Source organism: Candidatus Pelagibacter sp. Uisw_127, assembly GCF_047722515.1.
Taxonomy (GTDB): Bacteria; Pseudomonadota; Alphaproteobacteria; order Pelagibacterales; family Pelagibacteraceae; genus Pelagibacter.
In genome coordinates, this window is sequence record NZ_CP159815.1 from 354,922 (window position 1) to 381,455 (window position 26,534).

Here is a 26,534-nt window from a genome sequence, read left to right on the forward strand (position 1 = left end):
CAAATTCTTGTTAATCGAACACTTAAGACATATATTTGTATCATGAAAAAGATATTAATTATAATTTTTGCATTATTTACAATCAAAGCTTTTGCGGTAGATAAAAGCACAACTTTTAATGATGAAATTTTTCAAAAAGCTCAACTTGAAGGCAAAACTGTTGTTATTAATTCTTGGAATGAAACTTGCACAACATGTAAGGCTCAAATTAAGATTTTAGATCAAGCTCAAAAAGAATTTAAAGATATTCTTTTTTTAAGTTTTGAACAAACAAAAGACAAAGATATAGCAATGCAACTAGGTATTGACTATTGGACAACAATTGTTGTTTATAAAAATAATAAAGAAGTATACAGAAGCATTGGTCAAACGAATAAAGCTAAAATTTACGAATTAATAAAATCTTAATCTTAAATAACAAATTTTATTAATATTTATTTGATGATCCAAAAAATGATATTTATTATATAAACTAAAATACCATAAAACATAAACATGAGTATTTTCTCTTTTCCTGTTTTTTCTTCCCAGTTTAATTTAAATAATACTGATGGAGAAGATACCAATAAGATAACTCCAATTACAATTACAAGTATTGATAAAATTATAAATACATTCATATTTAATGACAGGCTATGTTAAATTTTTTAAGCCTCCAATAATTATAAGGCCATGGTGTTAAAAATCCCACCATTAACATAATAGGTACGACCCAATAAGTTAGTTGAGCCCCACCTGTTAAATAATAATCAGTCAAATTCATCGAAATTTCCATACTAACCATTGAAATAAAACTCATTCCGCAAGCTGTTTTTAAAGCATTCATAAATTTAAAATTTTGTCTAATTAAAATAAAAGTCTCAAGCATGATGCTAGTTATTAAGCCATTAATGATTGCCAAGATCATTATGCCAGTTACAGGAAAGGGAATTTGAGCAAGTTGAAAAAACAGTATTGTCCCAAAATCTCCAATTGAACAGCCAATAACACACCACATAGTATTCTTAGCACTTTTTTGCCATGTGTGTTTACAAGACCAATGAAAAGTAGAAGCTGTCATATGATTTATTTGTTTAAGTTAATTTGTTGTTGATAAACATCTTCAGGCCAAAAACTTTTCATATAAGATAATACTGAATCAATATCTTTATCTTTTACATTATCCTCAAAGCCCAGCATTTTTCCCTCATAATTTTTAACGATTTTAGCTAAACCATATTTAATAATATTATGTAGAGTAGCATCATCATGGTGCCAGGTATGACCCGTACCGTTTAAAGGAGGTGCTTTTCTATGACCATCTTCATCTACGCCTTTCCAATTTTCTGCACCAATTAAATTAACTTGATGACAACTCACACAGTAACTTTCATAGATAATTTTCCCTCTAGCAATCATTAAAGTCGAGTCTCTAGTTATTGGAAAATGACTATGAGAGTAAGAGGTCTCACTTATTAATATAAAAGATATTAAAGTTAGGAGTATTCGCATAGAATAATATTATATTAGCTTGGGTAAGTTAAACAATATAAATAAGATGAAGGAATAAAAGATTATGAGCTTTAAAGACAATGTAGATTTGTATGTAGACCAATCTGCAAAAAATCTAAATTTTAGACAAGACCTTTTGGAGCATATTAAATCTACTCACTCTTTAATAAAAGTAAATGTAGGAGTTGAATTAGATAAAACTATTCATAACTTCACAGGTTGGAGAGCGGTGCACTCAGAACATATTTTACCCAGTAAAGGTGGAATGAGGTATTCAGAAGGCGTTGATCAAGATGATACAGAAGCTTTAGCATCATTGATGACTTATAAATGTGCAATTGTTGATATTCCTTTTGGTGGGTCAAAAGGAGGCTTGAGGATTAACCCCAAAAATTATTCAGAGAATCAACTTAGAGTTATTACCAAAGCATTTGCAACGAAACTAATAAACAAAGGTTTTATTTCACCAGCATTAAACGTTCCAGCACCAGATGTAGGTACATCAGAAAGAGAAATGGATTGGATCAAAGATACCTATAAAGCTTTGAGACCTGAGGATATAAATTATAGAGGTTGTGTAACGGGAAAACCATTACACAGTGGAGGTATTGTTGGAAGAACAGAGGCAACAGGCAGAGGAATTGAAGAGGTTATAAGAGAGATTTTTAGACATAAAGATGTAGTTAAAGAATTAAAATTAAAAAATGAACTAAAAGATAACTCTATAGTAATTCAAGGGTTTGGAAATGTTGGAAGTAATTTAGCAAAACATTTATATAATAGAGATCAAGCTAAAATTATAGCAGTAGGCGAGCGTGAAGGTTATTTATATAATGAAAAAGGAATAAATATAACTGAACTAAAAAAATTTTTTCAAAAAAACAAAACTATAAATAACTCCAAACTAGGGGCTTATAAAAAGAATCCAAAAGGAGTTATGGAAATTAAGTGCGATATCTTAATTCCAGCAGCATTAGAAAATTCAATAACGAAAGATAATGTAGAAAAGATCAAAACAAAGTTAATTATAGAAGCAGCAAATGGCCCAATAACTTTTGAAGCTGATAAAGTTTTATATAAAAAAGGAGTAATGATTATACCAGATATTTACGTAAATGGAGGTGGGGTTGTTGTTTCTTATTTTGAATGGGTGAAAAATATTTCCCATATTCGTTTTGGAAGAGTTGAAAAACGATTTCAAGAACAAAAGATATTAGATTTAGTAAATTTACTTGATGAAAGAACGAAAACAAAAACAGATCCTGAATTAATTGGTAAAATTATGCATGGTGCTGATGAAGAAGATTTAACTTTTTCAGGTTTAGAGGATGCGATGAGGAATGCATTTAATGAAATATTGAGTGTAAGAAAAAAAATAAAAAAGTCATTTAGAGAATGTGCTTATTACTTGTCTTTACAAAAAATAAGAAAATTTTATACGACTGATGGTTTCCCTAAAAGATAACTTAGTAATATTCGCAAAGTATAAGCTTATCAGTTATAATTTTAACAAAGTTATTTGATCAATCCTAAACCAGCATGTTTCCAGTTTTTTAGACCACCAATTAAATGTAAGCAGTTACTATATTGATAAGACTTTGATATTTGGACTGCTAAAGTAGATCTTTGACCAATGGCACAATAAAATAAAATTTTCTTATCCTGTAATTCAGTCTTATTTTTATTTAAGTAATCATTAATTTCTGGGAAAGAAACTCTTGTACTATTTTTAATCTTGCCAATTTTGTCTAGCTCATTTTGCTCTCTAAGATCTATTAAAATTATATTTTTTTCTAATAAACAATTGTTAAACTCATCAGGTTCAATACCGTTATTAACCTTTTGTTTATCAAAATCTATTCCAAGTTTTAAATTATTAGGAACTGCCACATCCATTAATTTAGGGTCAGGTAAATTAAGATTATTCATAATTTCAATATATTCATTTGCTGACTTTACTTGTAGTCGTGGATTAAATTTTTTTTCTTCTAAAACAGTACTTACAGTATCTCCTTTATAATCGTGAGCAGGGTAGACCAAAGTTTCATCAGGTAATTTTAATAATTTATTAAAAATTGAGTTATACGAGTCTTGTGGATCTCCATTTTGAAAATCAGTTCTTCCAGTTCCTCTAATTAGCAATGTGTCACCGGTAAAAACCCTATCACTCATTAAGAAGCTAAAACTTTCCGATGTATGACCTGGTGTGAATAAAGCTCTAAATTCTAGACCATCAATTTTGATTAATTCTTTATCTGATACTTGCATAGAAACAACGTCAGAAGGTGTTTTATCGCCCATAATAGTTACACAATTTGTTTGATCTCTTAGTTCTGCAATCCCTGAGATATGATCAGCATGTATGTGTGTGTCTATTACTTTAACTAACTTTAGATCTAGTTCCTTTAATAATTGTATATATCTTTCAACATTTTCTAATACTGGATCAATGATTAAAGCCTCTCTGCCTTTGGCTGATGCTATTAAATATGTGTAAGTACTAGAGGTTTTATCGTATAACTGTCTAAATAACATAATGAGATAATATCATAATAATAAGTATTCGATTAAGCAATATTTTCTGATTAACGATAATTTAGAGATACAATTACTTATTAAATTTTAAATAAATTCTATCCATGTAATAGTATAGAGACAGGGCTCTTAAGATCATAAAAACACACAATGAAATCCAAACACCGGTATTACCCATTAAATCTGTTAAGAATATAGATATGGCAAGATAACAAAATACTGAAAAAATCATGGCATTTCGAAGCTCTTTTGTCTGTGAAATCCCAATAAATATTCCGTCAAACTGAAAACAAAAAGAAGAGATTAAGGGCATGATAATTAACCATACCGCATAGGAAGAGCTAAGATTTCTTATTTCCTCAATGTCAGACATCAATTCAATTACAAAATTATTAACTAAAAAATAAATAATTGAGATAATAAGCCCAGTAATAGTGCTTAAAATAAAAGAGTTTTGAACAATTTTCTTAAAGAGATTAATGTCTTTTTTACCGAGTGAATACCCAACCATACCCTCAGTAGAGAAGGCGTAAGCGTCTAGGATGAAGGCTGATAAAAAAACTAAATTAATTAAAATTGCATTAGCAGCAATATAATCCTCACCGATTTGACTACCAAGGTAGGTAAACCACAAAAAGGAGAATGTTAAAAGAATGGTTCTAATAAATATGTTTATATTTATATTGAATATATTTTTAATTTTTTTTAGATTAATAAATTCATCAAACTTGATCTTTATCTTAGACATTCTGTTTAGATACCAAAAAGTATAAAGTAAAAAAGATATTGAAATCAATAAAGCAGAGAATAAGGTTCCATATGCAACTCCTTTAATATTTAGATCAAATTTAGAGACAAGAATAATGCTTAAGATGATATTTAATATTGAAAATAAACCGACAGCCAAACTAGATATTTTAGTTTTTTGTAACCCAACAAATAACCCAGTTATAATATATAATGTTAACTCACCAGGAGCTGACCAAATTCTAATTTGAAAGTAATCTTGATAAAATTTTTCAGTAGTCTCTGATAATTCAAATATATTTAAACTTAATTTATAAATATAACTTTGAAGAGAAATTATGATTAAAGAAATCACTACTACAAAAATCAGGTTTCTTAGAATAATATTAAAAACCTCAGAATAGTCTTCTCTACCATATGCCTGAGACACCAATCCAACTGTACCCATTCTTAAGAAGCCAAAACTCCAAAAAATCATTGAAAATAAATTTGCTGCAACAGATGTTGCTGATAAATAAGATAAATTACCAAGGTTACCCATTAAGCCAGTATCAATAATTCCAACCATTGGGATGGCTAAATTTGCAAAAAAAATAGGAATGGATAATTTTAAGATGTACTTTATTGAAGGGTTTTGCATTTAAGCAATATACTTCAATATATTTTTTGCAGGATTAGTTTTTTTTATCCAATCTTTAGGTATGCCCTTTAAACCATTTTTTGCTGCAAAATAAGCACCGACAAAATTGGTACGTGAGCAATTACAGCCACCAGCCTTTATAGTTTTAATAACTGCATTTTTATAGTTCTTAGATGTTATAATTGCATGTATTGAACCATTAAATGTACCCGGATAACTACAAGCTTTACCAAATTTTTTTACAATAATATTATGAGGTTTATTTTTAAGTTTTTTAACCTTTTTAATATTATCAATAACATTTTTAAAATAATTATTTTTAGAATTTAATCTTATAAATGTATTAACAGGATCTTTATCACCTTCATCAGCCAAGTTAATAATCTTAAGTTTGGCTAGTGCAAATTGTTCGCTAATTTTCCCATTTGCAACGGTTCTGATTATCTTTTTTAATTTTTGCTCAGAATTATTAAAGAGAGAATAGGGCAAAGCTGCACAATATCCATCAGACTCGTTAACTTTAGTGCCGCCTGTAATAGTTTTCTTTAATTTTATATTTTTAATAGTTTCTAAGATATTTTGATGGATCCAGGGACCCATCATAGCAGTTTCCCATTTAATTTTTTTGTATTTTTTTCTTAATTTTAGGTTTTTCCAATAATTTGATCCGGGTCCAAAGTTTTTAACAATATTTTTTTTAAAATTAGTAATAATATTTTTTTGATCTTTAGTTTGGATTAATGTTCTAAAAATAACTTGACCCACATCGTTATATCCAGAAACTTCACCAGTTTTGATTGAGTAAAATGGGGATCTATTTTGTTTTAAAAATGTAATATTTTTTTTATCTTTAATAAAGGATTTAAGTTTCTTTTCATCATACACCCAATGCAAAGGTCTTGCTGCTGCATCTGCAACAGTCGCACCAAGAAATATATGTAACTTATTAAACATCAACAATTAATACTTTATTTGAATATAAGTTAAAATGTTTTAAATTAAGTAATGTTAAGTTTTAAAAATTGGGACAACAAAACTTGGATTTCATCTAAAAAATATATCCAGTCCTTTAATAACTTTTTATTAAAACAAAAAAAACTAAATAAAAACTCAAAAATTTTAGATATTGGATGTGGTCGGGGCAAAATAATGGGCTCATTATCATCTAAACTCAAATTAATACATAAGCCCATTGGACTCGATATTGAAAATCATAAAGATTTTGACAAAAGAATTACTTTTAAAAAAATAAATGCAATCCAATATCTTAGAAGTAATAAAAAAAAATTTGATTTAATATTGATTAAACAAACCATTCATTTGTTTAATTTAAAAGATATTAAGAAGGTTTTAACTTATTCGCACTCCAGTTTAGAGATAGGTGGAATTATTTTAATTTTAACTTTAGCTACAAAAAATAATGAAATACCCACATTCTTTTTGATGAAACATAAACTTAACCAATCTTTTAAAAGAGATATTCTTATTTGGAAAAACCTACTTCAACTAAATATAAAAAAAAATATTACTAAATTTAATTTTAAAGTTAACATTACTAAAAAAAATTATATAGAAATGATAGAACAACGCTATATATCTACTTTACTAAATTTAAATGACCTTCAAATTTTGAATGGCATAAAAGAAATTGAAGCAAAATACAAAAATAAGATTATCTTTAACGATAGACTTAACTGTGTAATGTTCAAAAAAATTAAACTTTAGTTAGTTTGTCAGTAAACTTTTTTGCAAGAAGGGAAAAAAAATTACCAGCTAAAAAAGCAAGCGGAAAAGCAAACATCCAAGCAATTCCCCAACGATATAAAAAATCTCCTTGAAGTCCAGTGTTAACAATTGTGATTACACAAGACATAAATACAGACATGCCAAAACTAATAAAAAATACAAAAATTATCGAGTAATATTTTTTTGAAAATATATAAAATATTTATAACACTTTGTATGCTTTACAAATTTAAGAATTTAGTTGTTTGAATTTTAAAATGTTAATAATATAAAATTATAAATGACTGTTAAATTATCAAGATCAGCAAAAGTAGTTATTATTGGAGGAGGTGTTGCGGGTTGTTCAGTTGCTTATCACCTTGCTAAATATGGATGGAAGGACACTATATTATTAGAAAGAGATCAACTTACTTCGGGAACCACTTGGCATGCAGCAGGACTTGTTGGTCAATTAGGAGCATCCTCTACAATCACACGTCTTAGAAAATATTCTCTAAATTTATACAAAGAATTAGAAAAAAAAACCGGTTTATCAACTGGTCTAAAACAAAATGGGGCAATCACAGTTGCGACCTCACCTGAAAGGCTGCAGGAATTATTAAGGCAAGCAACGTCGGCACAGTTATTTGATGTAAATGTTGAAACCGTTACGAAAGAAAGAATAAAAGAACTTTACCCTGTAATTAACGACAAAGATATTTTAGGGGGCGTTTATATGCCTGAAGATGGTCAGGCAGATCCTGTAGGGGTTACAAATGTATTGGCTAAAGCTGCAAAAATGGAAGGGGCTCAGATATTTGAGAAAACTCCTGTTGAAAAAATACTAGTTAAAGATAAAAAAATTATTGGTGTTCAAACTAAATTTGGCAAAATTGATTGTGAATTCGTTGTGATTGCTACAGGGATGTGGTCTAGGCAAATTGGAGAAGATATTGGTGTAAGTATTCCATTATATCCAAATGAGCACTTTTATATAATCACCGAGCCGTTAGAAAAATTACCCAAAAACTTACCAGTTTTAAGAGACTATAATTCATGTCTTTATTTAAAAGAAGATGCGGGAAAAATGTTAGTTGGAATATTTGAACCTAATGCAAAACCTGCCTTTAAAGATAAGGGTGTTGTTCCAGAAGACTTTTCTTTTGGTGAGTTTCCAGATGATTTTGATCACTTTGAACCTTATTTGGAAAAATCATTTCAAAGATTACCTATGTTAGAAACTGCTGGAATTAGAAAATTTTTTTCAGGGCCTGAATCTTTTACACCCGATACTCAATATCTTTTAGGAGAAACACCCGAAGTTAATAATCTTTTTACATGTTGTGGATTTAATAGTATCGGCATAGCAAGTTCAGGGGGTGCGGGTAGAGTTACGGCTGAATGGATGATTAATGGATATATGAATGAAGATTTATTCTCACTAGATATAAAAAGATTTCAAAAATTTCATTCATCTAAAAAATTTATTATGGAAAGAGTTACAGAAACTCTTGGAGATTTGTATGGAATGCACTGGCCCTACAAACAGCATAACACATCAAGAAATCAAAGATTATTACCGTATCATGAAGAATTAAAAAAAGTTGGTGCATGCTTTGGTGTATCAGGTGAATACGAAAGACCCATGTGGTATGCATTAAATAACAAAAAAGCAGAATACAAATATAGTTTTGATTATCAAAATTGGTACCCGTCAGTTGAATTTGAAACTAAAAATACAACTACAAACGTTGGTCTGTATGAATTATCTCCCTTTTCAAAATATGAAATAAAAGGGGAGTTAGCTCACAATGAATTGCAAAGAATATGCACAGCTAATATTAAAAATGAAGCAGGCAGATCTACTTATACACAAATGCTCAATGAAGCAGGTGGCATTGAAATTGATTTAACGGTTATTTGTATTGAAAAAAATCATTTTAGGGTAATAAGTTCTGCAGCTACAAGAACTCATGATAAAGCACACATTCTAAAACATTTGTCTCCACATTTAAAATTTAAAGACATAACAGATGATCTTGTATGTTTAGGAATTTTTGGACCAAAAAGTAGAAATTTAATTTCTAAAATTTCAAAAGATGATTTTAAAAATGAAATATTTAAATTTGGCACAGGAAAGTTTGTAACTATTGCTTATAAAAAAGTATGGATTCAAAGATTGTCATATGTTGGAGAGTTAGGGTTTGAAATTTATATAGACAATAAAGATGCTAAAGAAGTTTATCAATTAATTGTAGAAGAAGGTAAAAATCACAATTTATCTCATTGTGGGTCTCATGCAATGGATACAATGCGAATGGAAAGTGGTTTTTTACACTGGGGGCACGATATCTCACCTGAAGAAAATCAATACGAAGCAGGATTAAATTTTGCCGTTAGTTATAAAAAAGAAACAAGCTTTATTGGAAGAGAAAGTTTATTAACAATTAAAGACAAAAAAAAAGACAGAAGATTTATAATGCTATCATTAATTGACAGTAAACCAGGTGCACCATTATTATTACATGAAGAGCCAATTTATCTAAGGGATAAAATTATAGGGAGAACAACTTCTGGGAATTATTCATTTAATTATAACAAGAATCTATCTTTTGGTTATGTGAAATCTGAATACTCAAATGAAGAATTGTTTAAAAAGGATCTGTATATAGAGGTTGCCAAACAAAAATACCCAGCAAAAGTAGAAGTCAACCCTTTAAAAGATAAACAAGCTAGATTTTTATAATTTTGGTTGCTCATGTAAATAATTGATGATTAACTTACATAATGCAAAAAAGTTATTTTCATAATGGTAAGTCAATTAACGAAAATAAAGGTGAAAAAAAATTACTTCAATCTCTCAACATAGACATAAAAAGTGTTGTAGATATTAATATATTATTGAACAAGGTAAAAATAGATAAAAAAAATCAAATAAAAAAAAAAATTATTTTTTTTACTCTTGTTACAACAATACTTATTTTATTTGGAACTTTTATAGCGTTCTTAAAGTAAATATCACTTTCAAAAAGTTGATTGATCTAAATTAAAAACCTATTATAAATCAACGATAATTAAGTGGCGGGGTAGCTCAGTCGGTTAGAGCGCAGGACTCATAAGCCTGAGGTCAGTGGTTCGATTCCACTTCCCGCTACCATTTAATGTCCAGGAAAATCCATTAAGTTTTCTACTAAGTAACCTTTATCCACTAAATTATCAGATCCACCTAAATCAAAAAGATTAATAGCAAAAATGAAAGCAGCAACATTTCCACCAGATACTTCTACAAGTTTAGCAGCAGCCTCTGCTGTGCCACCTGTTGCAATTAAATCATCTATAATTAAAACAGAATCGTCTTTTTTAATTGAATCTTTGTGTACCTCTATAGTAGCCGTTCCATACTCTAACTCAAAATCTACTGAATAAGTTTCTGCAGGTAATTTATCTTTCTTACGAAGCATTATAAAAGGTTTTTTAAGTAAATAAGAAACTGCTGATGCAAAAACAAATCCTCTAGATTCTATAGCTGCAATTTTATCTATCTTAAATTTTTTAGATCTTTCAACTATTTGATCAATTGATTCAGCAAAAGCTTTCTCGTCTTTAATTAGAGTCGTAATATCTCTAAATAAAATTCCTTTTTTAGGGTAATTAGGTATTGATCTAATATAATTTTTTAAATTCATACTATTAATATATTTATATCTTTGATAAAAAAAATCTATGAACAAATTATTCCTTGCAGCAATTAAAGAAGAAACAATTGGATTAGACTATTTTAATTATACAGGTGTTGGGAAAATTAATGCTACCTACAATACTCTTCGATTAATTTACCTTCATAAGCCTGAGATTATTATTAATTATGGTACTGCTGGGGCAGATAATACTAAAATAAAAGGAATCATTGAATGCACTAAATTCTATCAAAGAGATATGGATGTTAGAGGGTTAGATTTTGAATTGGGAGAGACACCTTTTGATAAAATTAAAGAAATTATTACATCAAAAGATGGTTATTCTTGTGGAACAGGAGATAGCTTTGTTAATAAAAAAATAGATATGGAAGTTGATGTGGTTGATATGGAAGCATATGCCATTGCAAAAGTTTGTAAGTTGGAAAATATTCAATTTAGATGCTTTAAATACATATCTGATAATGCAGATGAAAATGCTGACAATGATTGGGGTAAAAATCTAGCAAAAGGGGCTACGGCATTTGCTAGCTTAATAAGTACTCAGTTTTAATTTAATAAGTAAAATATCAAAAAATCCATTAATTGTTGAAAATTATCAATACACCTATATAAAATCTTCAAATTTAATATTAATAAAAAATTATAAGAGGGAATAATTTTTATGACTAAAGTAGGTGAGCATATAACTTTAGACATCATAGGCACTACTCAAGAGTATGACCCTTCGGTCTATGAGAATGTAATTCGTAAAATTGCAAAAGCTGCAGAAGTTACAATTCTTGAAATTTCAAAGTATAAATTTGAACCTCAAGGTTTCACTATACTTGCTTTATTAGCCGAAAGTCACATCAGTTTTCATACGTTTCCAGAAAAAGGAATTATTAGTTTTGATTTTTTTACATGTGGGAAAGTAAGTCCCTCTATAGCACTCGATATTATTAAAAAAGAATTCAAACATAAAAGAATTGTCACAAAAGCTTTTGATAGAGATACAAAATCTTTATATCATGACATTTACAGTTCACCTGGATTGCAAAAATCTTATGTGGTAAATGAAGTTTTAGAAGATTTTAAATCTAAAGTGGGTCAACATATTGAGATATTAGACTTAGAACAATTTGGTAAATCATTATTCATTGATAATGAAATTCAAGTCGCAACAAATGATGAGGTTTTATATAGCTCAACATTTGTTGGTGCAGGTCTTGATTTAAATAAAGATAATGAAAAAGCTGCTATCATTGGTGGTGGTGATGGAGGAGTTGCAAGAGAGTGTATTTCTAAAGACTTTAGTTTTGTTGATTGGTATGAGCTTGATCCTGAAGTTGTAGATATTTGTAACAAACATTTGGGAGATATCGGAAAAAAAGTTACTGAGAAAAATTCAGTAAAATGTGTTTGGGGCGATGCTTTTGAAAGTATTAAATCTGTAAAAGATGACACATATGATCATATATTTGTTGATCTTAATGATGACCAGTTTTGTATAGATCTTGCTGCTAAAAATATGGACTCTATGATTAGAATTTTGAAACCAAAGGGAGTAATTACAGCTCAGGTTGGAAGCCAAGATAAAAAACCAAAACAAGTAGATAGTTGGCTAAATGTATTTAATCATCACTTTGGAAATACTAAGTTATCAAGAGTTTATATCCCTAGTTTTGATTGTACTTGGAATTTTTCTTCGTCAATAAATCATTAATTTTTCTTTTTTAATTATTAAATTTGTGAAATAATTGTCATAAATTAAAGGAGAAAATTATGAACAAATTAAAAACTTTTGGATTCGGATTGTTAATTTCCTTATTCCTAACAATATCTTCAAATGCTGACTCTATTAAAATTGGAACAGAAGGAGCTTACCCACCGTGGAATAATACTGATGCTTCAGGAAAGCTTGTTGGTTTTGAAATTGAACTTGGAAACGAGTTATGTAAAATAATGAAACAAGAGTGTACTTTTGTTCCACAAGATTGGGATGGAATGATACCAGCGTTATTGATGAGAAAATTTGATGTAATTATGGCAGGAATGTCTATTACACCTGAAAGACAAGAAACAATTACATTTTCACAAGGATACGCAACAGAACCAGCTACTCTAGCTGTAATGAAAGGTTCAAGCCTTGAGAATATAGATACACCAGATGCTGTTAATTTAAATAGAAGTGGATCTGATGTTAAGAAAACTTTAAAAACCATTACAGAATCATTAGCTGGAAAAACGGTTTGTACACAAACTGGAACTATTCACCAAAACTTTTTAGAGTCTGGTGATGTAGGTAAAGTAAATGTTAGAACTTACAAAACTCAAGATGAAGTAAACTTAGATTTAACTTCTGGTAGATGTGATGTTGCATTAGCTGCTAAAGCTTCATTTGTAGAGTTTGCTGAAGCCTCTGGGAAAGCAGTTGTAACAGTTGGACCTAATTTAGCTGGTGGTGCTTTTGGAGATGGTGTTGGTGTTGGAATTAGACAAGGTGGAGATGATACGATTGGAAAAAGAGACGCTAAACTTCTAAAAGACTTCAACAAAGCAATCGATAAAGCTAGAAAAGATGGAACTATTAGCAAACTTGCTATTAAATGGTTTGGTGACGACGTTTCTATGTAATTAATTTCAGATTTGGCGACTATAATATATAGTCGCCAGTCTATATGGAACTTCTCACATTCGGTAAAACAGGTTGGGGTGATGAATTATTTTATGCAACCCTAATGACAATTGCAGTAGCAGTTACTGCAATGTTAATCGGTTTTTTATTTTCATTAATCTTTACACCACTTAAATTATCAAATAATAAATTTTTAAATTTTATTGGAAATACTTACACAACGGTAATCAGAGGTGTTCCTGAATTATTAGTAATTTACATTTTCTTTTTTGGGGGTAGTGGAGCGATTATGTACCTTGCTTCAATTTTTGGATACTTTGAATATATAGAAATTAATGCATTTATTACGGGTTCAGTTGCAATCGGCATTATATCTGGGGCTTATTCAACAGAAGTATTTAGAGGTGCAATTCAATCAATAGATAAAGGTCAATTTGAAGCTGCAAAAGTTTTAGGTGTTAGTAAATTTGCTCAATTTTATAAAATAATTCTACCTCAAATGTTAAGATTAGCTATTCCAAACTTAAGTAATGTTTGGCAGATCACTTTAAAAGACACATCTTTAATATCAGTTACAGGTTTAGTTGAGATCATGAGACAATCTTATATTGCAGCAGGCTCTACTAGAGATCCTTTATTCTTTTATTGTTTTGCTGCAGTTTTATATTTGATGCTAACATTTTTGAGCATGAAATTGATTAACAGGCTTGAAGCCAAATATAGCAGGGGCTTTTAATGGATTTTGATTTAATGATAACAAGTTTGCCAAAACTACTTAGTGCAGCAGTTATAACTTTAAAATTATTATCGGCATCTTTAATCATAGGTTTATTTATTGGATTTTTATTTGCAGTTTTAAGATTAAATAAAAACCCATTTTTAAATAAGTTTGCCTATGGGTATTCTTATCTATTCAGAGGAACTCCTTTATTGGTTCAAATATTTATAATTTATTATGGTTTTGGACAAATTGAGTGGTTAAGATCAACTTTTCTTTGGGTAATATTAAAAGAACCTTATTGGTGTGCAATCATTGCATTTGCTTTAAATACGGGTGCTTATACTTCAGAAATTTTAAGATCAGCTTTTCAAACTATAAAACCTGGAATTATAGAAGCTGGTAAAAGTCTAGGGATATCAAGCAAAATTATTTTATATAAAATTCAAATTCCAGTAGCGATTAGACAATCTTTACCAGCATATGGTAATGAAATTATACTAATGATGAAAGGAACGTCCCTTGCAAGCACTGTAACATTAATGGATATAACTGGTGTAGCAAAACACATTGTATCAACCACCTACAAACCTTTAGAGGTGTTTCTTTTAGCAGGTGGGATTTATTTGTTTATGACTTTTATCATTCACAATTTGATAAAATATTTAGAAAAAAAATATAGTTTTCAATAAGAGGTATATTCTTTAATTTCTTTAATCTTAGAACCTGTATGATTGTTCATTTCTAGTTTAATTTTAGCTCGATCATCATTTAAAAAATGAACGTCCCTTGATAGTTTTATAAAGTTTTCAGTGAAATCAGAATTTTTTTCACATAATCTTTTATCATCTTCAATCACCCATAACTTTGCATTAATATCTTTTAGTAACTGAAAAAGAGTATTAAGTTTTTCATCAGATATAACATTGTTATCTAATTGATCTTTTAAAATACTGTGCTCAGTATTAATAAATTTTAGCTTTTCGAGATCTTTAATCTTTTCTTGTTTAATCTCTAAAATAGAAATTTTATCTAAAAGCTCTCCAACTGATACTTCAACTAGAATTTTATTCATAAAATTTTATACTATGTTAAGTTGTTAGAAATATGTCTAATATTTTGATTATCAAACATGGTTCTTTAGGAGATATAGCGCAAGCTTGTGGGGCAATTCAAGGTATTTTTGAAAATCATCCAGAAGATCAAATACATATATTAACAACAAAACCTTATTTTGAATTATTTAGAAAAAATCCATTTATTCACAATGTTATTTTAGACAAGCGTCTATCAAGATTTAATCTAATTTATCTATATTTGTTGATGAGAACTTTAAAGAAACTAAATATAAAAAAAGTTTATGATTTACAAAATTCATCTAGAACAAAATTTTATAAAAATATCTTATTTTCAAAAGCAAATTTTAATACTTGGTCTAGTTCAGAAACCACTCTACCAAGTAATATTTTAAAAGAAGAATTTGATAAAAACCCAGTTCTAGATAGACTTGATCATCAGCTAAAAACTTCTGGAATTAAAACTGAGCATACAATGAAGCCAAACTTTAGTTGGGCTGTCATCAATATTAATAATATTAAACAAGAATTTAATTTAGATAAATATATTGTTTTATTTCCTTTTTGTTCAGCTCATCTAACCCATAAAAAGTGGCCTCATTATAATGAGTTAATAGAGTTAATTAAAAATAAATATGGTGAACAAATTAAAGTTGTTGTAGCACCAGGTCCATCTGAGATTGATGACGCAAAAAGCATTAATGTTGTTTCAATTTTAGATAAAGGTAAAGCTCTTGATATCTCTCAACTTGCAAGTTTAATTAAAGAAAGTTCATTTGTTATTGCAAATGATACGGGTCCAGCTCATATTTCGGCTCATCTTGGCGTGAAAGGTTTGACTTTATTTGGTAAACACACAACTGCTTACAAAGTTAGTATTGAACGAGAAAACTTTAAAGCAATTCAAGTTACTGATTTAGAAAAGTTAAGTGCTAAAAAAGTTTTTGAGAGAATCGTTAAATTAATTTAGTATTTAGTTTTCGCGAAATCTGTTTAGTAAAAAGGGTAACACTATCACTATAGATAATATTCTTAAAAAATGATGATAGCTTACAAATATGGGGTCAATATTATAGGCAATACTTATGACTACCATTTCGTGAATACCACCTGGAGCAAAACTTAAAAAAGTAGGTATAAAATCAAAACCTAGAAATTCTTTAAGTAAATAGGCGGTTAACATTGCTACAATAATCAAAATTGAACTGACTATAATTCCATGGAATATAAAAAAAATGAGTTCTTTAATCTTTAATCCATTTAATCTGCTTCCAAGAGCAGTTCCTAGAAATATAAAAGCAATATTTATAAATGTGTTTGGAAACCTCGAGTTTACAATTTCAAAAGTATAAAGAATACCGGATAAAGCCATTGCGCCTATTAGGGTTGGAGATGGAATATTAAATCTTTTTAAGAAACCTGAGAATAAGAAGCAAATTATAACAAGGAAAGTGATTTCTAAGAAATATTTTAAGTCATAAATATTCACAAAACCATAACCTGACATTTCAGAAAAACCGAGCTGTTTAATAAATAATATAGGAACAAAACTGACTATGAATATAACTCTAGTTGCCTGAGGTATTAAAACAGCCTTATGACTATCTTTTTTTCCAAACTCTAAAAGAGCTGCAGAAATTGGTACAAAAGCGCCAGGTAGAGCTGCAAGTACTGAAATTAATTTTTCAAATTTACAAACTTTATAAAAGTAAAAACCCGCAATCATTGTACTTAAGATTGTGCATATTATCATTGCTACTGATGAATAAACCCATAAGTGAATTTTGTAGAGTAAAGAGGCATTTAAAGTACCACCAAGAATTATACCAACTATTAAAAAAACAGGACTTAATAACTTTGTTGGAAAATCAATATTATAACTGGTGAATGCAAAACATAAGTTCAAACCAAGAGAACCAAGCAACCAAGGTAGGGGTAACCCGATTAAAGTGCCGATATAACCTCCAGCAATTCCTATAAAAATAGCTTTGTAGCTTTCTTTTATTTCACTATAGATATTTCTTAATTTTGATAAGAATTTTTTATTTTTCATTTAGATGTAGTTATGTCTTATAATTATTAGTCTAGAATATTTTTAAGTTGGTCTTTTTTATAATTTAATACTTTAGCATAAAAACTAATATTTTTTTTTGTGAAATCTTCTTTCCATCCTGAAACATTTAGAGCACCACAAAAAATATTGTTATAATTAAATATAGGTATTGCAACACTTGCGATATTTTTTAATCTTTCACCTGATGTAAAAATATAACCTTTTTTTTTTAATTCATTTGCTATATTTTTTTTATCACTTAAAAATGCCAATAAAATCTTTCCACTTGCAGCAACAAGTGGTGCAGTACTTCCTTCGGGAATATAATGATTTATTTCTGAAGTAGAATTTACTCTATAAAGACAAATTTTTTTTTGACCTGCTTTTACCCAGTAACTTGCTGACATTCCAGTTTCGTTACATATATCGCTTAATATACTCTTCATTTCACTGGCAATATTCAAAGTGCTATTATATGTTGATCCAATCTTCCAGCTATTAAAACCTAATTGATAATTTCCATCAATTTCATTTTTAATTAAAAATTCATGTTTGATTAAAGATCTACAAATTCTAATTATAGTTGATTTATTTAATTTTGTTATTAATGCAATTTGTTTAAGTGAAGCGCTCTTATTTTTTTCATCAAAGCAACCTATGATTTTAAATGCTTTATCTATTACTTTTATATCTGAGCTCATTATTTCATAACTTTACTGTAAATGTTTTACAATGTGAAACAATATTTTTTAATTTTGTTTAATAAGTTTTACAATGTGAAACTATATTTTAATATGTAAAACTGTTTGACATAGTCCATTTATTAATATTTAATTTATAATAATTGAATCAATAGAGAGGAATAAAATGATAAAAAAAATACAAAGTATTTTTCTTACTTTTTCGTTAATAATCACATCGGTTGTTGCGGCTGGACAATTTACAACAGTTGTTAATGCTGCTGATTTTCCATCAAAGCCAATTGAGGTTGTAACTCATGCTGGTCTTGGTGGTGGAACTGACACAACAGCTAGAATGTTATTAATTAGAACAAGAAAAAATCTAAAAAATAATGCTTATATAACTCCAAAAAAAGGGGATGGTGGAAACATAGCAATGGCTTATGTTAAATCTAAGCCTAAAGATGGACATACTGTATTAGCTATCACACCTACACATTTGTTTCGAATGGCTAGAGGCGGAACTGCTTTAACAATCGATGACTTTGTTGGTGTTGCAAGAACAACAGTGGATCCAATTGTTATTTTTGTTAATGCAAAAAGCCCATACAAAACAATTGAAGATCTTATCAAAGCTGGAAACAAAAAACCCATTAAGTATGGTGGAACTAACGTTGGAAGTGTTGACCATATTTCAGGCTTAATTTTTGCTAGAGAAGCTAAAACCAAGATAGCATTTGTACCTTTTGATGGTGGCGGAGCTATAATGACCAATCTAGTTGGAAATCAAATTGATGCAGCAGGCCTTAATTTGGATGAAGGTAAAGATCAATTAGATAGTGGAGAATTAAGAGTATTAGCAGTAATGGCTGATAACAGACTTTCTGCACTTCCTAATACACCTACCCTTAAAGAAAAAGGTATTAATGCATCTTTTGCAACAGTTAGAGGTATTGTAGTTCTAAAAGGAACACCACAAGCAGCTATTGATAAGTTAGAAGCTGGCTTTCTAAAAGCTATGAAACACCCAGTTTACCAAAACTATCTAACAGGTGCGGGTCTAGATTCCTCAAGTGTAGCAGGAGCTGCTGCTTGGGATATAGAAATAAAAAAAATTTACAAAGAAGCGAGAGCTGCTTTAGTAAGTTTAGGTTTAGCTAAGTAGTTAAATTAAAGATAATAAAAAATATGGGGGGGGGTAAATTACCCCTCCTTTTTTTTAAATTAAAACTATCAAATTAAAATGATCAAAGACATTAAAATTTTATCTGTAATAATTTCATTAACAGTATTTTTATTTATTGTTACTTTTTCATTTGATGAGGTTCCAGAAATTTTAGCTCAAGGGATGCAACCAACAATGATGCCTAGGTTGATTTTCACTTTAATAATTTTACTGAGTGTGTTTCAAATATATAAAAATAAAAATTTAATAGATAAGAAAAAAGAAATTATTAAAAAAAATGCCTATGTAACGTTTTGTTTTATGGCTTTTATCATTTTAATTGCTGATAAATTAGGATTTTTTTTAACCATTTTTATATTTACTTTTGTTACCCCTTTTTTGTGGCAAAGAAAAGATAAGTTAAATGTATTTTTTTATTCAATAGGGATGACAATCTTTATATTTGTTTTATTTACATTAATACTTCAGCTCAAATTTCCTCAGGGAATTATTGAAGATTTTATAGTCAGGAATTTTTACTAATGGAAATACTAAGCAAGATTACTTTAATTTTAGACATAACTACATTTTCTATGATTGTTGGGGCAACTATTGTTGGTGTTTTAATAGGTGCGTTACCAGGGTTAAGTTCGGGTATGGCAATTGCTTTATTACTACCTTTTACAATTTATTTAGAACCAAGCGTTGCTATAGCTTCTATGGCTGCTTTATATTGTGGAGGTACTTTTGGAGGATCAATAACTGCAATATTAATTAATGCTCCAGGTGCACCACCAGCAGCTGCTACAGCATTTGATGGATTCCCGTTGGCACAAAAAGGGCAGGCCGGTAAAGCTTTAGGAATGGCAGCTGTATCAAGTGTAGTAGGTGGAATTATATCTTTAGTAGTTTTAATGATTTTTGCACCGACACTGGCAAGAATTGCATATAAGTTTGGACCACCTGAATATTTTGCCCTAGCAATATTTGGTTTATCAATGCTAGCTTCAATAAGTGCAAAATCACCAGTTAAAAACTTAATAGGTGGGCTTATTGGTTTATTTATTGCAACAATCGGTGTTCATTTAACAACAGGAATAACAAGATTTACTTTTAATGTAGGTGAAATATTTAATGGTATTAGTTTTATTCCAGTTTTAATTGGATTATTTGCGATGTCAGAAATTTTTGTTCAAGCATCAAAAAGTGAACTTTTATTAGAGAGGATAAAATTTTCAGCAATAAAATTACCTACAATTGCGGAGTTCAAAGGATGTATTAAAACAATTTTAAGGTCATCTGGTATTGGAACTTTTATTGGTATTCTTCCCGCAGAAGGAGGAACGGTTAGCGCAATGATTGGTTACAACGAAGCTAGAAGATGGTCAAAAAATAAAGAAAATTTTGGTAAAGGAGAGCTTGAAGGTGTTGCGGCCCCAGAAGCTGCTAATAACGCTGCAACTGGTGGTGCTATGATTCCAACACTTGCCCTAGGTATTCCTGGCTCCGCAACAACAGCTGTTATTTTAGGAGGCTTTCAGATTCATGGGTTGCGAGCCGGTCCTTACTTATTCGAACAACAACCAGACTTATTATATACAATTTTCTACGCAATGTTTTTAGCTAATTTTATATTTCTAATATTTGGATTACTAGGTGCTAAAATTTTTTCTAGAATTTCACTTATACCAAGAGGATTCTTGTGGCCATCAGTATTTGTTTTTTGTTTAGTTGGATCGTATGGACTATCTCAATCAATGGTTGATGTTTATATCATGTTAATTGCTGGTGTAGCTGGATTTTTTTTAAGAAGATCTGGATTTTCGCCAGCACCTATAATAATGGGAATAGTTCTTGGTGGGCTTGTAGAAAACTCTCTTGCACAATCAATCATTATTTTTGATCAAAATCTATTCATGTTTTTTACAAGACCGATAGCATTGACCTTCTTTGCTTTAACGCTATTAAGCTTATTTTACAAACCAATCAAAAATCTTTTAACTGAAAGGAAGATATAATGAAAAAAGCCTACACACCAAACATAAACAGCTCTAAAGGAAAAGATCTTACAAAATATGTATCTAAATTTATTTATGATACAAAATTTAAAAACATTCCTACTAATGTGGTTGAGTTAGCAAAAAAGCATATTTTAGATGGCTTTGGTTTAGCATTATCAGGGTCTGTTGCAAGAACAGGCAATTATTTGTTCAAACATATTAAAAAAAATTCTGCAAAAGGAAAAGCAACAGTCATTGGGTCAAAAATGAAAGTTCCGAGTCAGTTTGCAGCACTAGCAAATGGTGTAGGTATACACTCAGATGATTATGACGACACACAATTAGCAGTAGGATCAGATAGAGTTTATGGACTTTTAACTCATCCCACGGCACCATGTTTACCTAGTGCATTTGCTGAAGGTGAGATTAATAAAATAAGTGGTAAAGATTTTTTAAATGCCTATTTAATTGGAGTAGATGTTGAGTGTAAAGTTTCTGAAGCTATGTCGCCAAGACATTATCAGCATGGATTTCATTCAACAGCGACCTGTGGAACGTTAGCCTCAGCAGCAGCAGCATCTAAAATTAGAAAATTTAGTGTGGAAAAAATCCAACAATCCTTAGGTATTGCAGCTTCTTTAAGTGCGGGCTTGAGAGAAAATTTTGGAACAATGACAAAACCGTTGCATGCAGGTAGAGCGGCCGAAAGTGGCGTTATAGCTTGTGATCTTGTTGATTACGGATGGTCAGCAGCAGATAAAATTTTAGAATCACCTAGAGGGTTTTTTCAAGCACATGGAGGTGGATACGATCTAGATTCTGTTAAGGGAAAACTGGGAAGACCATGGACCTTTAAAAGTCCAGGAATATCAATAAAACCACACCCTTGTGGATCTTTAACTCACCCTGGAATGACAAAAATGTTAGAGCTTATTAACAAATTTGATATCAAGCCAGATCAAGTTGTAAGAGTTGATGTTGGAACAAATCACAATATGCAGAATGCGTTAATTCATCATAAACCAAAAAATGAATTCCAAGCCAAATTTAGCATGGAGTACTCAATGGCAATTTTATTGGTGCAAAGAAGAGCATATATACCTGAGTATCAGGATAAAAGAATTAACAAACCTGATGTTCAATCAATGCTTAAAAAAATAAACTTTTATAAGAATCAAAAAGCAGAAGCTGCTGGATATGATAAAATGACGACTATAATTGATATACATTTAAAAAATGGAAAAAAAATATCTGGAAGAGGTGATTTTGGAAAAGGAAGTCCCTCAATTCCAATGTCTTATGATGAGGTTGCAGATAAATTTTTAGGCTGTGCTGAGTTTGCAAAATGGCCATTAGCAAAATCCAAAGCCTTGATTAAGGTAATTAAAGATTTAGATAAAGTTAAAAATATTTCATCTATAAGTAAATTATTAAGTAAATAATTACTAAGGTAACTGCTCTTCATATTAAAATTGAAGAGCAGTTGCTAAGCTATATTAATAAAATTATCTCAGTATCTATTTTTTTTGATTATTTTATGAACTTTTATGAAGTTTTTTTTCAATCTTAATTCTTGATTGTCTTAAAACGTTTAGAAATATTAAACAATTTTTTTTGTTAAAATTACTAATGTGTCCCGTAATTGTCAGTGCACCTAAAATTTTTTTTTTATTTGGCATTACTGGAACAGAAATTGAAGCGATTTCTCTATCTCTTTCACCAAAAGACATAGAGAATTGGTTTCTAAAAATAGCTTCTTTATTTTTAATTGGTAAATTATTAAATACTGAAAGAACATGTCCACTTGAACCTTTGTCTAGAGGTCTTTTTAATCCAGTTTGAATTGTGTGTTTTATGGGTTTATTGGGTTCGCTAGTTATCAAACAAGTTCTATAATTTTTTTGTTTTACAAAAAAACTAGCTGTTTCATTTGATTTTGTCATTATGAAATCCAATTCATCCTTAATAAGTTTTTTAAAATTGAAACTATCGTCGTAAACTTCTATTAGCCTACCAATCGAACTTCCAAGTTTAAATGCACCGTTATCAATTCTTCTTAAAAACCCATAATTTTCTAATGACTTTGATATTCTAGAAATTCTACTTTTGTAATCACCCGTAATTTTTGAAATCTGGGTTATGCTTAATGTTTCTTTCTTTAGAGTAAAACAATTTATAATTTCTAGTGCTTTGTTTACAGCCTCAACTCCACTAATTTTTTTTTTAATTTTCATTATATTCTACTAGGTAGAATAGCATGTTCTAACTGATAGAACAACACGGTAGAGGGGTATTGACTATTGGTTTAAATTTCAAGTAAATGCTTTATTAACTAATAATAAAGAGGAAATAATGAAAAACATTAGAAAAATAGTTTCAGTACTATTTTCAGCAATTCTATTATTCTCTGCAACAGCAACAAATTCAATCGCAATGGATAAAATCCATTTCGTAATTGGTGGTGGTGCTGGCGGCGGATGGGATGGAACGGCTAGAGGTACTGGAGAAGCTTTAACAAAATCAGGAATGTTAAAAAGTGCATCATTTGAAAATATGTCAGGTGGTGGTGGAGGAAAAGCTTTAGCTTTCATGATTAATACTCAGCCTAAAAATACAGTCTTGGTTCAATCAACACCATTAGTTTTAAGATCTATCACTAGACATAAGGGTTATGTTTCAGGATCTGGAGTTTTATCTTATAAAGATGTAACACCAATCGCTGGTGTTATTGGTGACTATGGTGCAATAGCTGTAGCAAAAAACTCACCTTACATGAACTTTAAAGATGTAGTTGATGCGTATAAAAAAGATCCAAAATCTATTAAAATGGCTGGTGGATCAGTAAGAGGAAGTATGGACCATTTAATTGGTGCTTTAGCGTTTCAAGCTGCAGGAGCAAATCCAAATGATGTAGCTTACATCCCTTACGATGCTGGTGGAAAAGCTTTAGCTGGACTTTTATCTGGTGAGACACAAATTATCTCTACAGGTTTAGGTGAACTTATGGGAGCAAGAGACCAAGTAAGAATTATTGGTATTACTGCACCATCAAGAGTAGCTGATGCACCTGATGCACCAACTTTAAAAGAACAAGGTTATGATGTTCAGTTCGTAAACTGGAGAGGATTTTTTGGGCCTCCAAATATGAGCAATAAAGATAAAAAAGCTTTATCTACAATGTTGGGTAAAGTTATGAAAACTCCTGAATGGGAAGCTGTAAGAAAAAGAAACGCTTGGGTTAATATTTATAACTCAGATAAGGATTTTGTTAAATTCTTAGAAAAGCAAACTGTAGAAATGACAGCTCTTATGAAGAAATTAGGAGTTATATAATCCTTTAGGATTATTTAAAAATTAGAGCAGTGAATATAAATACTACTAAAATTATATCACTGCTCTTTTTTATTTTTTCAGCATTATATTTATACACTGCTTACAATATTCAAGTTTTTTCATTTGATGAAAATTCACCCTTTAATGCCAAAACATTTCCAATTTATCTAGGTTATGCCGGTATGTTTTTTTCTGGATTAAAAGTTATCTTACCAGAAGTGAACACCATTAAAGTTGATCACAAGAGTTTGGAATATAAAAAGACAGCTATATTGGTTCTCATCGCAATTATTTATGGTTTTACTATATTAAGAGTTGGGTATTTCTTAACTACATCAATATTTTTAGCATCCTCTTACTACGCTTTAGGTGAGAGAAGGTGGTTATGGATATTTTTCTTATCTTTTCCATTTGTGGCACTGTTCATGTATCTTTTACATGGGGTACTTGAAATTTACTTAAGAGATCCATTTTTAAAATTAATTGGAGTAATGGGATGATTGAGGGAATCTTAATTGGATTAAAAACAGCTCTTACATTTCAAAATATATTTATGGTTATGATTGGTTGTTTTTTTGGAACAATCATTGGAATGTTACCAGGTCTTGGACCAATGACAGCAATTGCATTAATGATACCAATTACTTATGGCTTTGATCCTGCAACAGGATTGATTTTAATGGCTGGTGTTTATTATGGCGCTGTATTTGGTGGATCAACTTCATCAATTTTATTAAATGCACCAGGTGTACCAGGGACTGTTGCGACATCATTTGATGGTTATCCTATGGCACAGCAAGGTAAAGCAGGAAAAGCTTTAGCTATAGCTGCATGGAGTTCTTTTGCTGGAGGAACACTTGCTACAATATATTTATTATTCCTTGCACCAAGTTTATCAAAAGTAAGCTTATCATTTAGATCACCAGATTATTTTGCTTTAATGATATTGGGTTTAACAGCAATTGCAGCTTTTTCATCAAAGGGACAATTTTTAAAAGCAATGATGATGGTTGTTCTAGGTTTAATGTTAGCATCAGTAGGCCAAGATTCTTTATCTGATATTACTAGATTTACTTTTAATAATATGAACTTAACAGACGGAATAAGTTTTGTTTTAGTTGTAATGGCAACTTTTGCAATGAGTGAAGCATTAACAATTATTTTAAAAAGAAATGACCCTTCTGCAGTTGCAAAACAGGTTTCATTGACAGAGCTTGGTTCAATCAAAATTAATAAAGAGGAAAGGACTCAAATGTTAAAAGCTATTCCTCGGAATTCAGTGATAGGTTTTTTAATTGGAGTTTTACCAGGAGCTGGTGCAACTATTGCATCATTTTTAGCATATGGAATGGAAAGAAATTTTGTTAGTGATGAAGAAAAAGAAAAATTTGGAAAAGGTAGTGTTCATGGATTAACAGCACCAGAAACTGCAAACAATGCAGCGTGTTCTGGAGCCTTTGTTCCTTTATTAACCTTAGGAATACCTGGAAGTGGAACTACCGCTGTTATGCTTGGTGCTTTATTAGGATTTGGAATTCAACCAGGGCCTAGACTTTATATAACCAATCCAGAAATTTTTTGGTCAGTAATTATGTCCATGTATATTGGAATGGTCATATTACTTATATTGAATTTGCCCTTAATTCCTTACATAGCAAGAATACTCGCGGTACCTAAAAACTATTTAATTCCACTTATTCTATTTTTTTCAATCACAGGAATTTACGTAATGTCATTTAATAATTTTGATATTTATTTAATGATTGGAATTGCTGTTGTTGCAACATTTATGCGCTTATATGATTTTCCGATGCCACCCCTCATTTTAGCCTTTGTTCTCGGTGGTTTAATGGAAGAAAATTTAAGAAGATCATTGCTAATCAGTGATGGTTCGTGGGAGTTTTTATGGAATAGACCTCTTACAGCTTCAATAATAGGAGTGACAATTTTAATTGTTGGTTGGCAAATATACAAAACAATTAAAAATAAAAAAATTTAGTTTAGAATTTTTTTAAACCTATCTACAATCTTGCATTATTTAAATTAGACAAGTCTCAAA

General features: G+C 29.9%; 30 protein-coding genes and 1 tRNA gene. 19 read left to right on the top strand and 12 right to left on the bottom strand.

Features of this window, described 5'->3' with window-relative positions; all coding sequences use genetic code 11:
• Positions 1-42: 42 nt before the first annotated feature.
• The gene (locus ABXT65_RS01855; RefSeq protein WP_415323805.1) at positions 43-408 is read left to right on the top strand and encodes a TlpA family protein disulfide reductase; all 366 of its coding nucleotides are present in this window, start codon (positions 43-45) and stop codon (positions 406-408) included.
• A gap of 26 nt (positions 409-434) precedes the next feature.
• Here the strand turns inward: ABXT65_RS01855 and ABXT65_RS01860 are convergent, their stop codons facing one another.
• From ABXT65_RS01860 to ABXT65_RS01870, 3 genes are read right to left on the bottom strand one after another with little or no spacing between them, the layout of a single operon-like run.
• Positions 435-620 (bottom strand): hypothetical protein, encoded by a 186-nt coding sequence (locus ABXT65_RS01860; protein ID WP_415323806.1) that lies wholly within the window; start codon positions 618-620, stop codon positions 435-437.
• A gap of 2 nt (positions 621-622) precedes the next feature.
• Positions 623-1,060: a DUF4396 domain-containing protein gene (locus ABXT65_RS01865; RefSeq protein ID WP_415323808.1), complete on the bottom strand. Its 438-nt coding sequence runs from the start codon at positions 1,058-1,060 to the stop codon at positions 623-625.
• A gap of 5 nt (positions 1,061-1,065) precedes the next feature.
• Positions 1,066-1,398, bottom strand: a complete 333-nt coding sequence (locus ABXT65_RS01870; protein ID WP_415323810.1) for a c-type cytochrome — start codon at positions 1,396-1,398, stop codon at positions 1,066-1,068.
• 157 nt (positions 1,399-1,555) lie between these two features.
• Between ABXT65_RS01870 and ABXT65_RS01875 the strand changes: the two genes are divergently transcribed.
• Positions 1,556-2,956 (top strand): Glu/Leu/Phe/Val family dehydrogenase, encoded by a 1,401-nt coding sequence (locus ABXT65_RS01875; protein ID WP_415323812.1) that lies wholly within the window; start codon positions 1,556-1,558, stop codon positions 2,954-2,956.
• A gap of 50 nt (positions 2,957-3,006) precedes the next feature.
• On the opposite strand, the gene ABXT65_RS01880 is transcribed toward ABXT65_RS01875, so the two are convergent.
• The 3 genes from ABXT65_RS01880 to ABXT65_RS01890 all read right to left on the bottom strand — a co-directional run bounded on the left by ABXT65_RS01880 (position 3,007) and on the right by ABXT65_RS01890 (position 6,367).
• Positions 3,007-4,026 carry an MBL fold metallo-hydrolase gene (locus tag ABXT65_RS01880; protein ID WP_415323814.1) on the bottom strand — a complete coding sequence of 340 codons (1,020 nt, stop codon included), beginning with the start codon at positions 4,024-4,026 and terminating at the stop codon, positions 3,007-3,009.
• A gap of 73 nt (positions 4,027-4,099) precedes the next feature.
• The gene (locus tag ABXT65_RS01885) at positions 4,100-5,413 is read right to left on the bottom strand and encodes an MATE family efflux transporter (RefSeq protein ID WP_415323816.1); all 1,314 of its coding nucleotides are present in this window, start codon (positions 5,411-5,413) and stop codon (positions 4,100-4,102) included.
• On the bottom strand, positions 5,414-6,367 hold the full coding sequence (locus ABXT65_RS01890; RefSeq protein ID WP_415323818.1) for an ADP-ribosylglycohydrolase family protein: 954 nt from the start codon (positions 6,365-6,367) through the stop codon (positions 5,414-5,416).
• A gap of 51 nt (positions 6,368-6,418) precedes the next feature.
• On the opposite strand from ABXT65_RS01890, the gene ABXT65_RS01895 reads away from it, so the two are divergent.
• A complete protein-coding gene (locus ABXT65_RS01895; protein ID WP_415323819.1) occupies positions 6,419-7,138 on the top strand; it encodes a methyltransferase domain-containing protein in 720 nt (239 codons plus the stop codon).
• Here the strand turns inward: ABXT65_RS01895 and ABXT65_RS01900 are convergent.
• Positions 7,128-7,361: a DUF2798 domain-containing protein gene (locus tag ABXT65_RS01900; protein ID WP_415324198.1), complete on the bottom strand. Its 234-nt coding sequence runs from the start codon at positions 7,359-7,361 to the stop codon at positions 7,128-7,130. The genes ABXT65_RS01895 and ABXT65_RS01900 overlap by 11 nt on opposite strands.
• Positions 7,362-7,439: 78 nt before the next feature.
• Between ABXT65_RS01900 and ABXT65_RS01905 the strand changes: the two genes are divergently transcribed.
• The 3 genes from ABXT65_RS01905 to ABXT65_RS01915 all read left to right on the top strand — a co-directional run bounded on the left by ABXT65_RS01905 (position 7,440) and on the right by ABXT65_RS01915 (position 10,295).
• Positions 7,440-9,884, top strand: coding sequence for a GcvT family protein (locus ABXT65_RS01905; RefSeq protein ID WP_415323821.1), 2,445 nt, complete (start codon positions 7,440-7,442; stop codon positions 9,882-9,884).
• A gap of 41 nt (positions 9,885-9,925) precedes the next feature.
• Entirely contained in the window at positions 9,926-10,153 is a 228-nt protein-coding gene (locus tag ABXT65_RS01910; RefSeq protein ID WP_415323822.1) for a hypothetical protein, read from the top strand.
• Between the two features lie 65 nt (positions 10,154-10,218).
• Positions 10,219-10,295, top strand: a tRNA-Met gene (locus tag ABXT65_RS01915).
• A 1-nt stretch (position 10,296) separates the two neighbouring features.
• Here the strand turns inward: ABXT65_RS01915 and ABXT65_RS01920 are convergent.
• Positions 10,297-10,824, bottom strand: a complete 528-nt coding sequence (locus tag ABXT65_RS01920; protein ID WP_415323824.1) for an adenine phosphoribosyltransferase — start codon at positions 10,822-10,824, stop codon at positions 10,297-10,299.
• A gap of 37 nt (positions 10,825-10,861) precedes the next feature.
• Between ABXT65_RS01920 and ABXT65_RS01925 the strand changes: the two genes are divergently transcribed.
• The 5 genes from ABXT65_RS01925 (at position 10,862) to ABXT65_RS01945 (ending at position 14,860) form a co-directional block, all read left to right on the top strand.
• Positions 10,862-11,386 carry a 5'-methylthioadenosine nucleosidase gene (locus ABXT65_RS01925; RefSeq protein ID WP_415323826.1) on the top strand — a complete coding sequence of 175 codons (525 nt, stop codon included), beginning with the start codon at positions 10,862-10,864 and terminating at the stop codon, positions 11,384-11,386.
• A gap of 111 nt (positions 11,387-11,497) precedes the next feature.
• Positions 11,498-12,538: an adenosylmethionine decarboxylase gene (gene speD, locus ABXT65_RS01930; RefSeq protein ID WP_415323827.1), complete on the top strand. Its 1,041-nt coding sequence runs from the start codon at positions 11,498-11,500 to the stop codon at positions 12,536-12,538.
• Between the two features lie 59 nt (positions 12,539-12,597).
• Positions 12,598-13,449: a transporter substrate-binding domain-containing protein gene (locus ABXT65_RS01935; RefSeq protein ID WP_415323829.1), complete on the top strand. Its 852-nt coding sequence runs from the start codon at positions 12,598-12,600 to the stop codon at positions 13,447-13,449.
• Between the two features lie 44 nt (positions 13,450-13,493).
• Complete coding sequence (locus ABXT65_RS01940) at positions 13,494-14,186, top strand: ABC transporter permease (protein WP_415323830.1); 693 nt, start codon at positions 13,494-13,496, stop codon at positions 14,184-14,186.
• Positions 14,186-14,860 carry an ABC transporter permease gene (locus tag ABXT65_RS01945; protein ID WP_415323831.1) on the top strand — a complete coding sequence of 225 codons (675 nt, stop codon included), beginning with the start codon at positions 14,186-14,188 and terminating at the stop codon, positions 14,858-14,860. Before ABXT65_RS01940 ends, ABXT65_RS01945 begins: the two co-directional genes overlap by 1 nt.
• On the opposite strand, the gene ABXT65_RS01950 is transcribed toward ABXT65_RS01945, so the two are convergent.
• Positions 14,854-15,243, bottom strand: coding sequence for a DUF6165 family protein (locus tag ABXT65_RS01950; RefSeq protein WP_415323833.1), 390 nt, complete (start codon positions 15,241-15,243; stop codon positions 14,854-14,856). The two genes, ABXT65_RS01945 and ABXT65_RS01950, sit on opposite strands and share 7 nt — an antisense overlap.
• 32 nt (positions 15,244-15,275) lie before the next feature.
• Between ABXT65_RS01950 and ABXT65_RS01955 the strand changes: the two genes are divergently transcribed.
• On the top strand, positions 15,276-16,214 hold the full coding sequence (locus ABXT65_RS01955) for a glycosyltransferase family 9 protein (protein WP_415323835.1): 939 nt from the start codon (positions 15,276-15,278) through the stop codon (positions 16,212-16,214).
• A gap of 3 nt (positions 16,215-16,217) precedes the next feature.
• Here ABXT65_RS01955 and ABXT65_RS01960 read toward each other — a convergent pair whose 3' ends face one another.
• Positions 16,218-17,297 (bottom strand): AbrB family transcriptional regulator, encoded by a 1,080-nt coding sequence (locus ABXT65_RS01960; RefSeq protein WP_415323836.1) that lies wholly within the window; start codon positions 17,295-17,297, stop codon positions 16,218-16,220.
• Positions 17,298-17,323: 26 nt separating this feature from the next.
• Positions 17,324-17,998 (bottom strand): IclR family transcriptional regulator, encoded by a 675-nt coding sequence (locus tag ABXT65_RS01965; RefSeq protein ID WP_415323838.1) that lies wholly within the window; start codon positions 17,996-17,998, stop codon positions 17,324-17,326.
• Between the two features lie 166 nt (positions 17,999-18,164).
• On the opposite strand from ABXT65_RS01965, the gene ABXT65_RS01970 reads away from it, so the two are divergent.
• The 4 genes from ABXT65_RS01970 (at position 18,165) to ABXT65_RS01985 (ending at position 22,584) form a co-directional block, all read left to right on the top strand.
• Positions 18,165-19,142 carry a Bug family tripartite tricarboxylate transporter substrate binding protein gene (locus ABXT65_RS01970; RefSeq protein ID WP_415323839.1) on the top strand — a complete coding sequence of 326 codons (978 nt, stop codon included), beginning with the start codon at positions 18,165-18,167 and terminating at the stop codon, positions 19,140-19,142.
• A 78-nt stretch (positions 19,143-19,220) separates the two neighbouring features.
• Positions 19,221-19,685, top strand: coding sequence for a tripartite tricarboxylate transporter TctB family protein (locus ABXT65_RS01975; RefSeq protein ID WP_415323841.1), 465 nt, complete (start codon positions 19,221-19,223; stop codon positions 19,683-19,685).
• Positions 19,685-21,160, top strand: coding sequence for a tripartite tricarboxylate transporter permease (locus tag ABXT65_RS01980; RefSeq protein ID WP_415323842.1), 1,476 nt, complete (start codon positions 19,685-19,687; stop codon positions 21,158-21,160). The genes ABXT65_RS01975 and ABXT65_RS01980 overlap by 1 nt, the downstream gene beginning before the upstream one ends.
• Entirely contained in the window at positions 21,160-22,584 is a 1,425-nt protein-coding gene (locus ABXT65_RS01985) for an MmgE/PrpD family protein (RefSeq protein WP_415323844.1), read from the top strand. Before ABXT65_RS01980 ends, ABXT65_RS01985 begins: the two co-directional genes overlap by 1 nt.
• A gap of 93 nt (positions 22,585-22,677) precedes the next feature.
• On the opposite strand, the gene ABXT65_RS01990 is transcribed toward ABXT65_RS01985, so the two are convergent.
• Positions 22,678-23,376 carry a helix-turn-helix domain-containing protein gene (locus ABXT65_RS01990; RefSeq protein WP_415323845.1) on the bottom strand — a complete coding sequence of 233 codons (699 nt, stop codon included), beginning with the start codon at positions 23,374-23,376 and terminating at the stop codon, positions 22,678-22,680.
• Between the two features lie 118 nt (positions 23,377-23,494).
• Here ABXT65_RS01990 and ABXT65_RS01995 point away from each other — a divergent pair, with 118 nt between their 5' ends.
• Genes ABXT65_RS01995 through ABXT65_RS02005 form a run of 3 tightly spaced genes read left to right on the top strand, consistent with a single transcriptional unit; the run spans position 23,495 to position 26,474 of the window.
• A complete protein-coding gene (locus ABXT65_RS01995) occupies positions 23,495-24,475 on the top strand; it encodes a tripartite tricarboxylate transporter substrate binding protein (protein ID WP_415323847.1) in 981 nt (326 codons plus the stop codon).
• 29 nt (positions 24,476-24,504) lie between these two features.
• Complete coding sequence (locus ABXT65_RS02000) at positions 24,505-24,975, top strand: tripartite tricarboxylate transporter TctB family protein (RefSeq protein WP_415323849.1); 471 nt, start codon at positions 24,505-24,507, stop codon at positions 24,973-24,975.
• Positions 24,972-26,474 (top strand): tripartite tricarboxylate transporter permease, encoded by a 1,503-nt coding sequence (locus tag ABXT65_RS02005; RefSeq protein ID WP_415323851.1) that lies wholly within the window; start codon positions 24,972-24,974, stop codon positions 26,472-26,474. Before ABXT65_RS02000 ends, ABXT65_RS02005 begins: the two co-directional genes overlap by 4 nt.
• Positions 26,475-26,534: the final 60 nt, after the last annotated feature.

Excerpts from the sequence above, each read along its gene's own strand:
- ABXT65_RS01855 (WP_415323805.1), top strand. The coding sequence starts at position 43 with ATGAAAAAGATATTAATTATAATTTTTGCATTATTTACAATCAAAGCT.
- ABXT65_RS01875 (WP_415323812.1), top strand. The coding sequence starts at position 1,556 with ATGAGCTTTAAAGACAATGTAGATTTGTATGTAGACCAATCTGCAAAA.
- ABXT65_RS01985 (WP_415323844.1), top strand. The coding sequence starts at position 21,160 with ATGAAAAAAGCCTACACACCAAACATAAACAGCTCTAAAGGAAAAGAT.
- ABXT65_RS01945 (WP_415323831.1), top strand. The coding sequence starts at position 14,186 with ATGGATTTTGATTTAATGATAACAAGTTTGCCAAAACTACTTAGTGCA.
- ABXT65_RS01905 (WP_415323821.1), top strand. The coding sequence starts at position 7,440 with ATGACTGTTAAATTATCAAGATCAGCAAAAGTAGTTATTATTGGAGGA.
- ABXT65_RS01920 (WP_415323824.1), bottom strand. The coding sequence starts at position 10,824 with ATGAATTTAAAAAATTATATTAGATCAATACCTAATTACCCTAAAAAA.
- ABXT65_RS01990 (WP_415323845.1), bottom strand. The coding sequence starts at position 23,376 with ATGAAAATTAAAAAAAAAATTAGTGGAGTTGAGGCTGTAAACAAAGCA.
- ABXT65_RS01970 (WP_415323839.1), top strand. The coding sequence starts at position 18,165 with ATGATAAAAAAAATACAAAGTATTTTTCTTACTTTTTCGTTAATAATC.
- ABXT65_RS01935 (WP_415323829.1), top strand. The coding sequence starts at position 12,598 with ATGAACAAATTAAAAACTTTTGGATTCGGATTGTTAATTTCCTTATTC.
- ABXT65_RS01885 (WP_415323816.1), bottom strand. The coding sequence starts at position 5,413 with ATGCAAAACCCTTCAATAAAGTACATCTTAAAATTATCCATTCCTATT.
- ABXT65_RS01910 (WP_415323822.1), top strand. The coding sequence starts at position 9,926 with ATGCAAAAAAGTTATTTTCATAATGGTAAGTCAATTAACGAAAATAAA.
- ABXT65_RS01965 (WP_415323838.1), bottom strand. The coding sequence starts at position 17,998 with ATGAGCTCAGATATAAAAGTAATAGATAAAGCATTTAAAATCATAGGT.
- ABXT65_RS01940 (WP_415323830.1), top strand. The coding sequence starts at position 13,494 with ATGGAACTTCTCACATTCGGTAAAACAGGTTGGGGTGATGAATTATTT.
- ABXT65_RS01975 (WP_415323841.1), top strand. The coding sequence starts at position 19,221 with ATGATCAAAGACATTAAAATTTTATCTGTAATAATTTCATTAACAGTA.
- ABXT65_RS01925 (WP_415323826.1), top strand. The coding sequence starts at position 10,862 with ATGAACAAATTATTCCTTGCAGCAATTAAAGAAGAAACAATTGGATTA.
- speD (WP_415323827.1), top strand. The coding sequence starts at position 11,498 with ATGACTAAAGTAGGTGAGCATATAACTTTAGACATCATAGGCACTACT.
- ABXT65_RS02005 (WP_415323851.1), top strand. The coding sequence starts at position 24,972 with ATGATTGAGGGAATCTTAATTGGATTAAAAACAGCTCTTACATTTCAA.
- ABXT65_RS01950 (WP_415323833.1), bottom strand. The coding sequence starts at position 15,243 with ATGAATAAAATTCTAGTTGAAGTATCAGTTGGAGAGCTTTTAGATAAA.
- ABXT65_RS01955 (WP_415323835.1), top strand. The coding sequence starts at position 15,276 with ATGTCTAATATTTTGATTATCAAACATGGTTCTTTAGGAGATATAGCG.
- ABXT65_RS01865 (WP_415323808.1), bottom strand. The coding sequence starts at position 1,060 with ATGACAGCTTCTACTTTTCATTGGTCTTGTAAACACACATGGCAAAAA.
- ABXT65_RS01960 (WP_415323836.1), bottom strand. The coding sequence starts at position 17,297 with ATGAAAAATAAAAAATTCTTATCAAAATTAAGAAATATCTATAGTGAA.
- ABXT65_RS01980 (WP_415323842.1), top strand. The coding sequence starts at position 19,685 with ATGGAAATACTAAGCAAGATTACTTTAATTTTAGACATAACTACATTT.
- ABXT65_RS01890 (WP_415323818.1), bottom strand. The coding sequence starts at position 6,367 with ATGTTTAATAAGTTACATATATTTCTTGGTGCGACTGTTGCAGATGCA.
- ABXT65_RS01860 (WP_415323806.1), bottom strand. The coding sequence starts at position 620 with ATGAATGTATTTATAATTTTATCAATACTTGTAATTGTAATTGGAGTT.
- ABXT65_RS01895 (WP_415323819.1), top strand. The coding sequence starts at position 6,419 with ATGTTAAGTTTTAAAAATTGGGACAACAAAACTTGGATTTCATCTAAA.
- ABXT65_RS01870 (WP_415323810.1), bottom strand. The coding sequence starts at position 1,398 with ATGATTGCTAGAGGGAAAATTATCTATGAAAGTTACTGTGTGAGTTGT.
- ABXT65_RS01995 (WP_415323847.1), top strand. The coding sequence starts at position 23,495 with ATGAAAAACATTAGAAAAATAGTTTCAGTACTATTTTCAGCAATTCTA.
- ABXT65_RS01880 (WP_415323814.1), bottom strand. The coding sequence starts at position 4,026 with ATGTTATTTAGACAGTTATACGATAAAACCTCTAGTACTTACACATAT.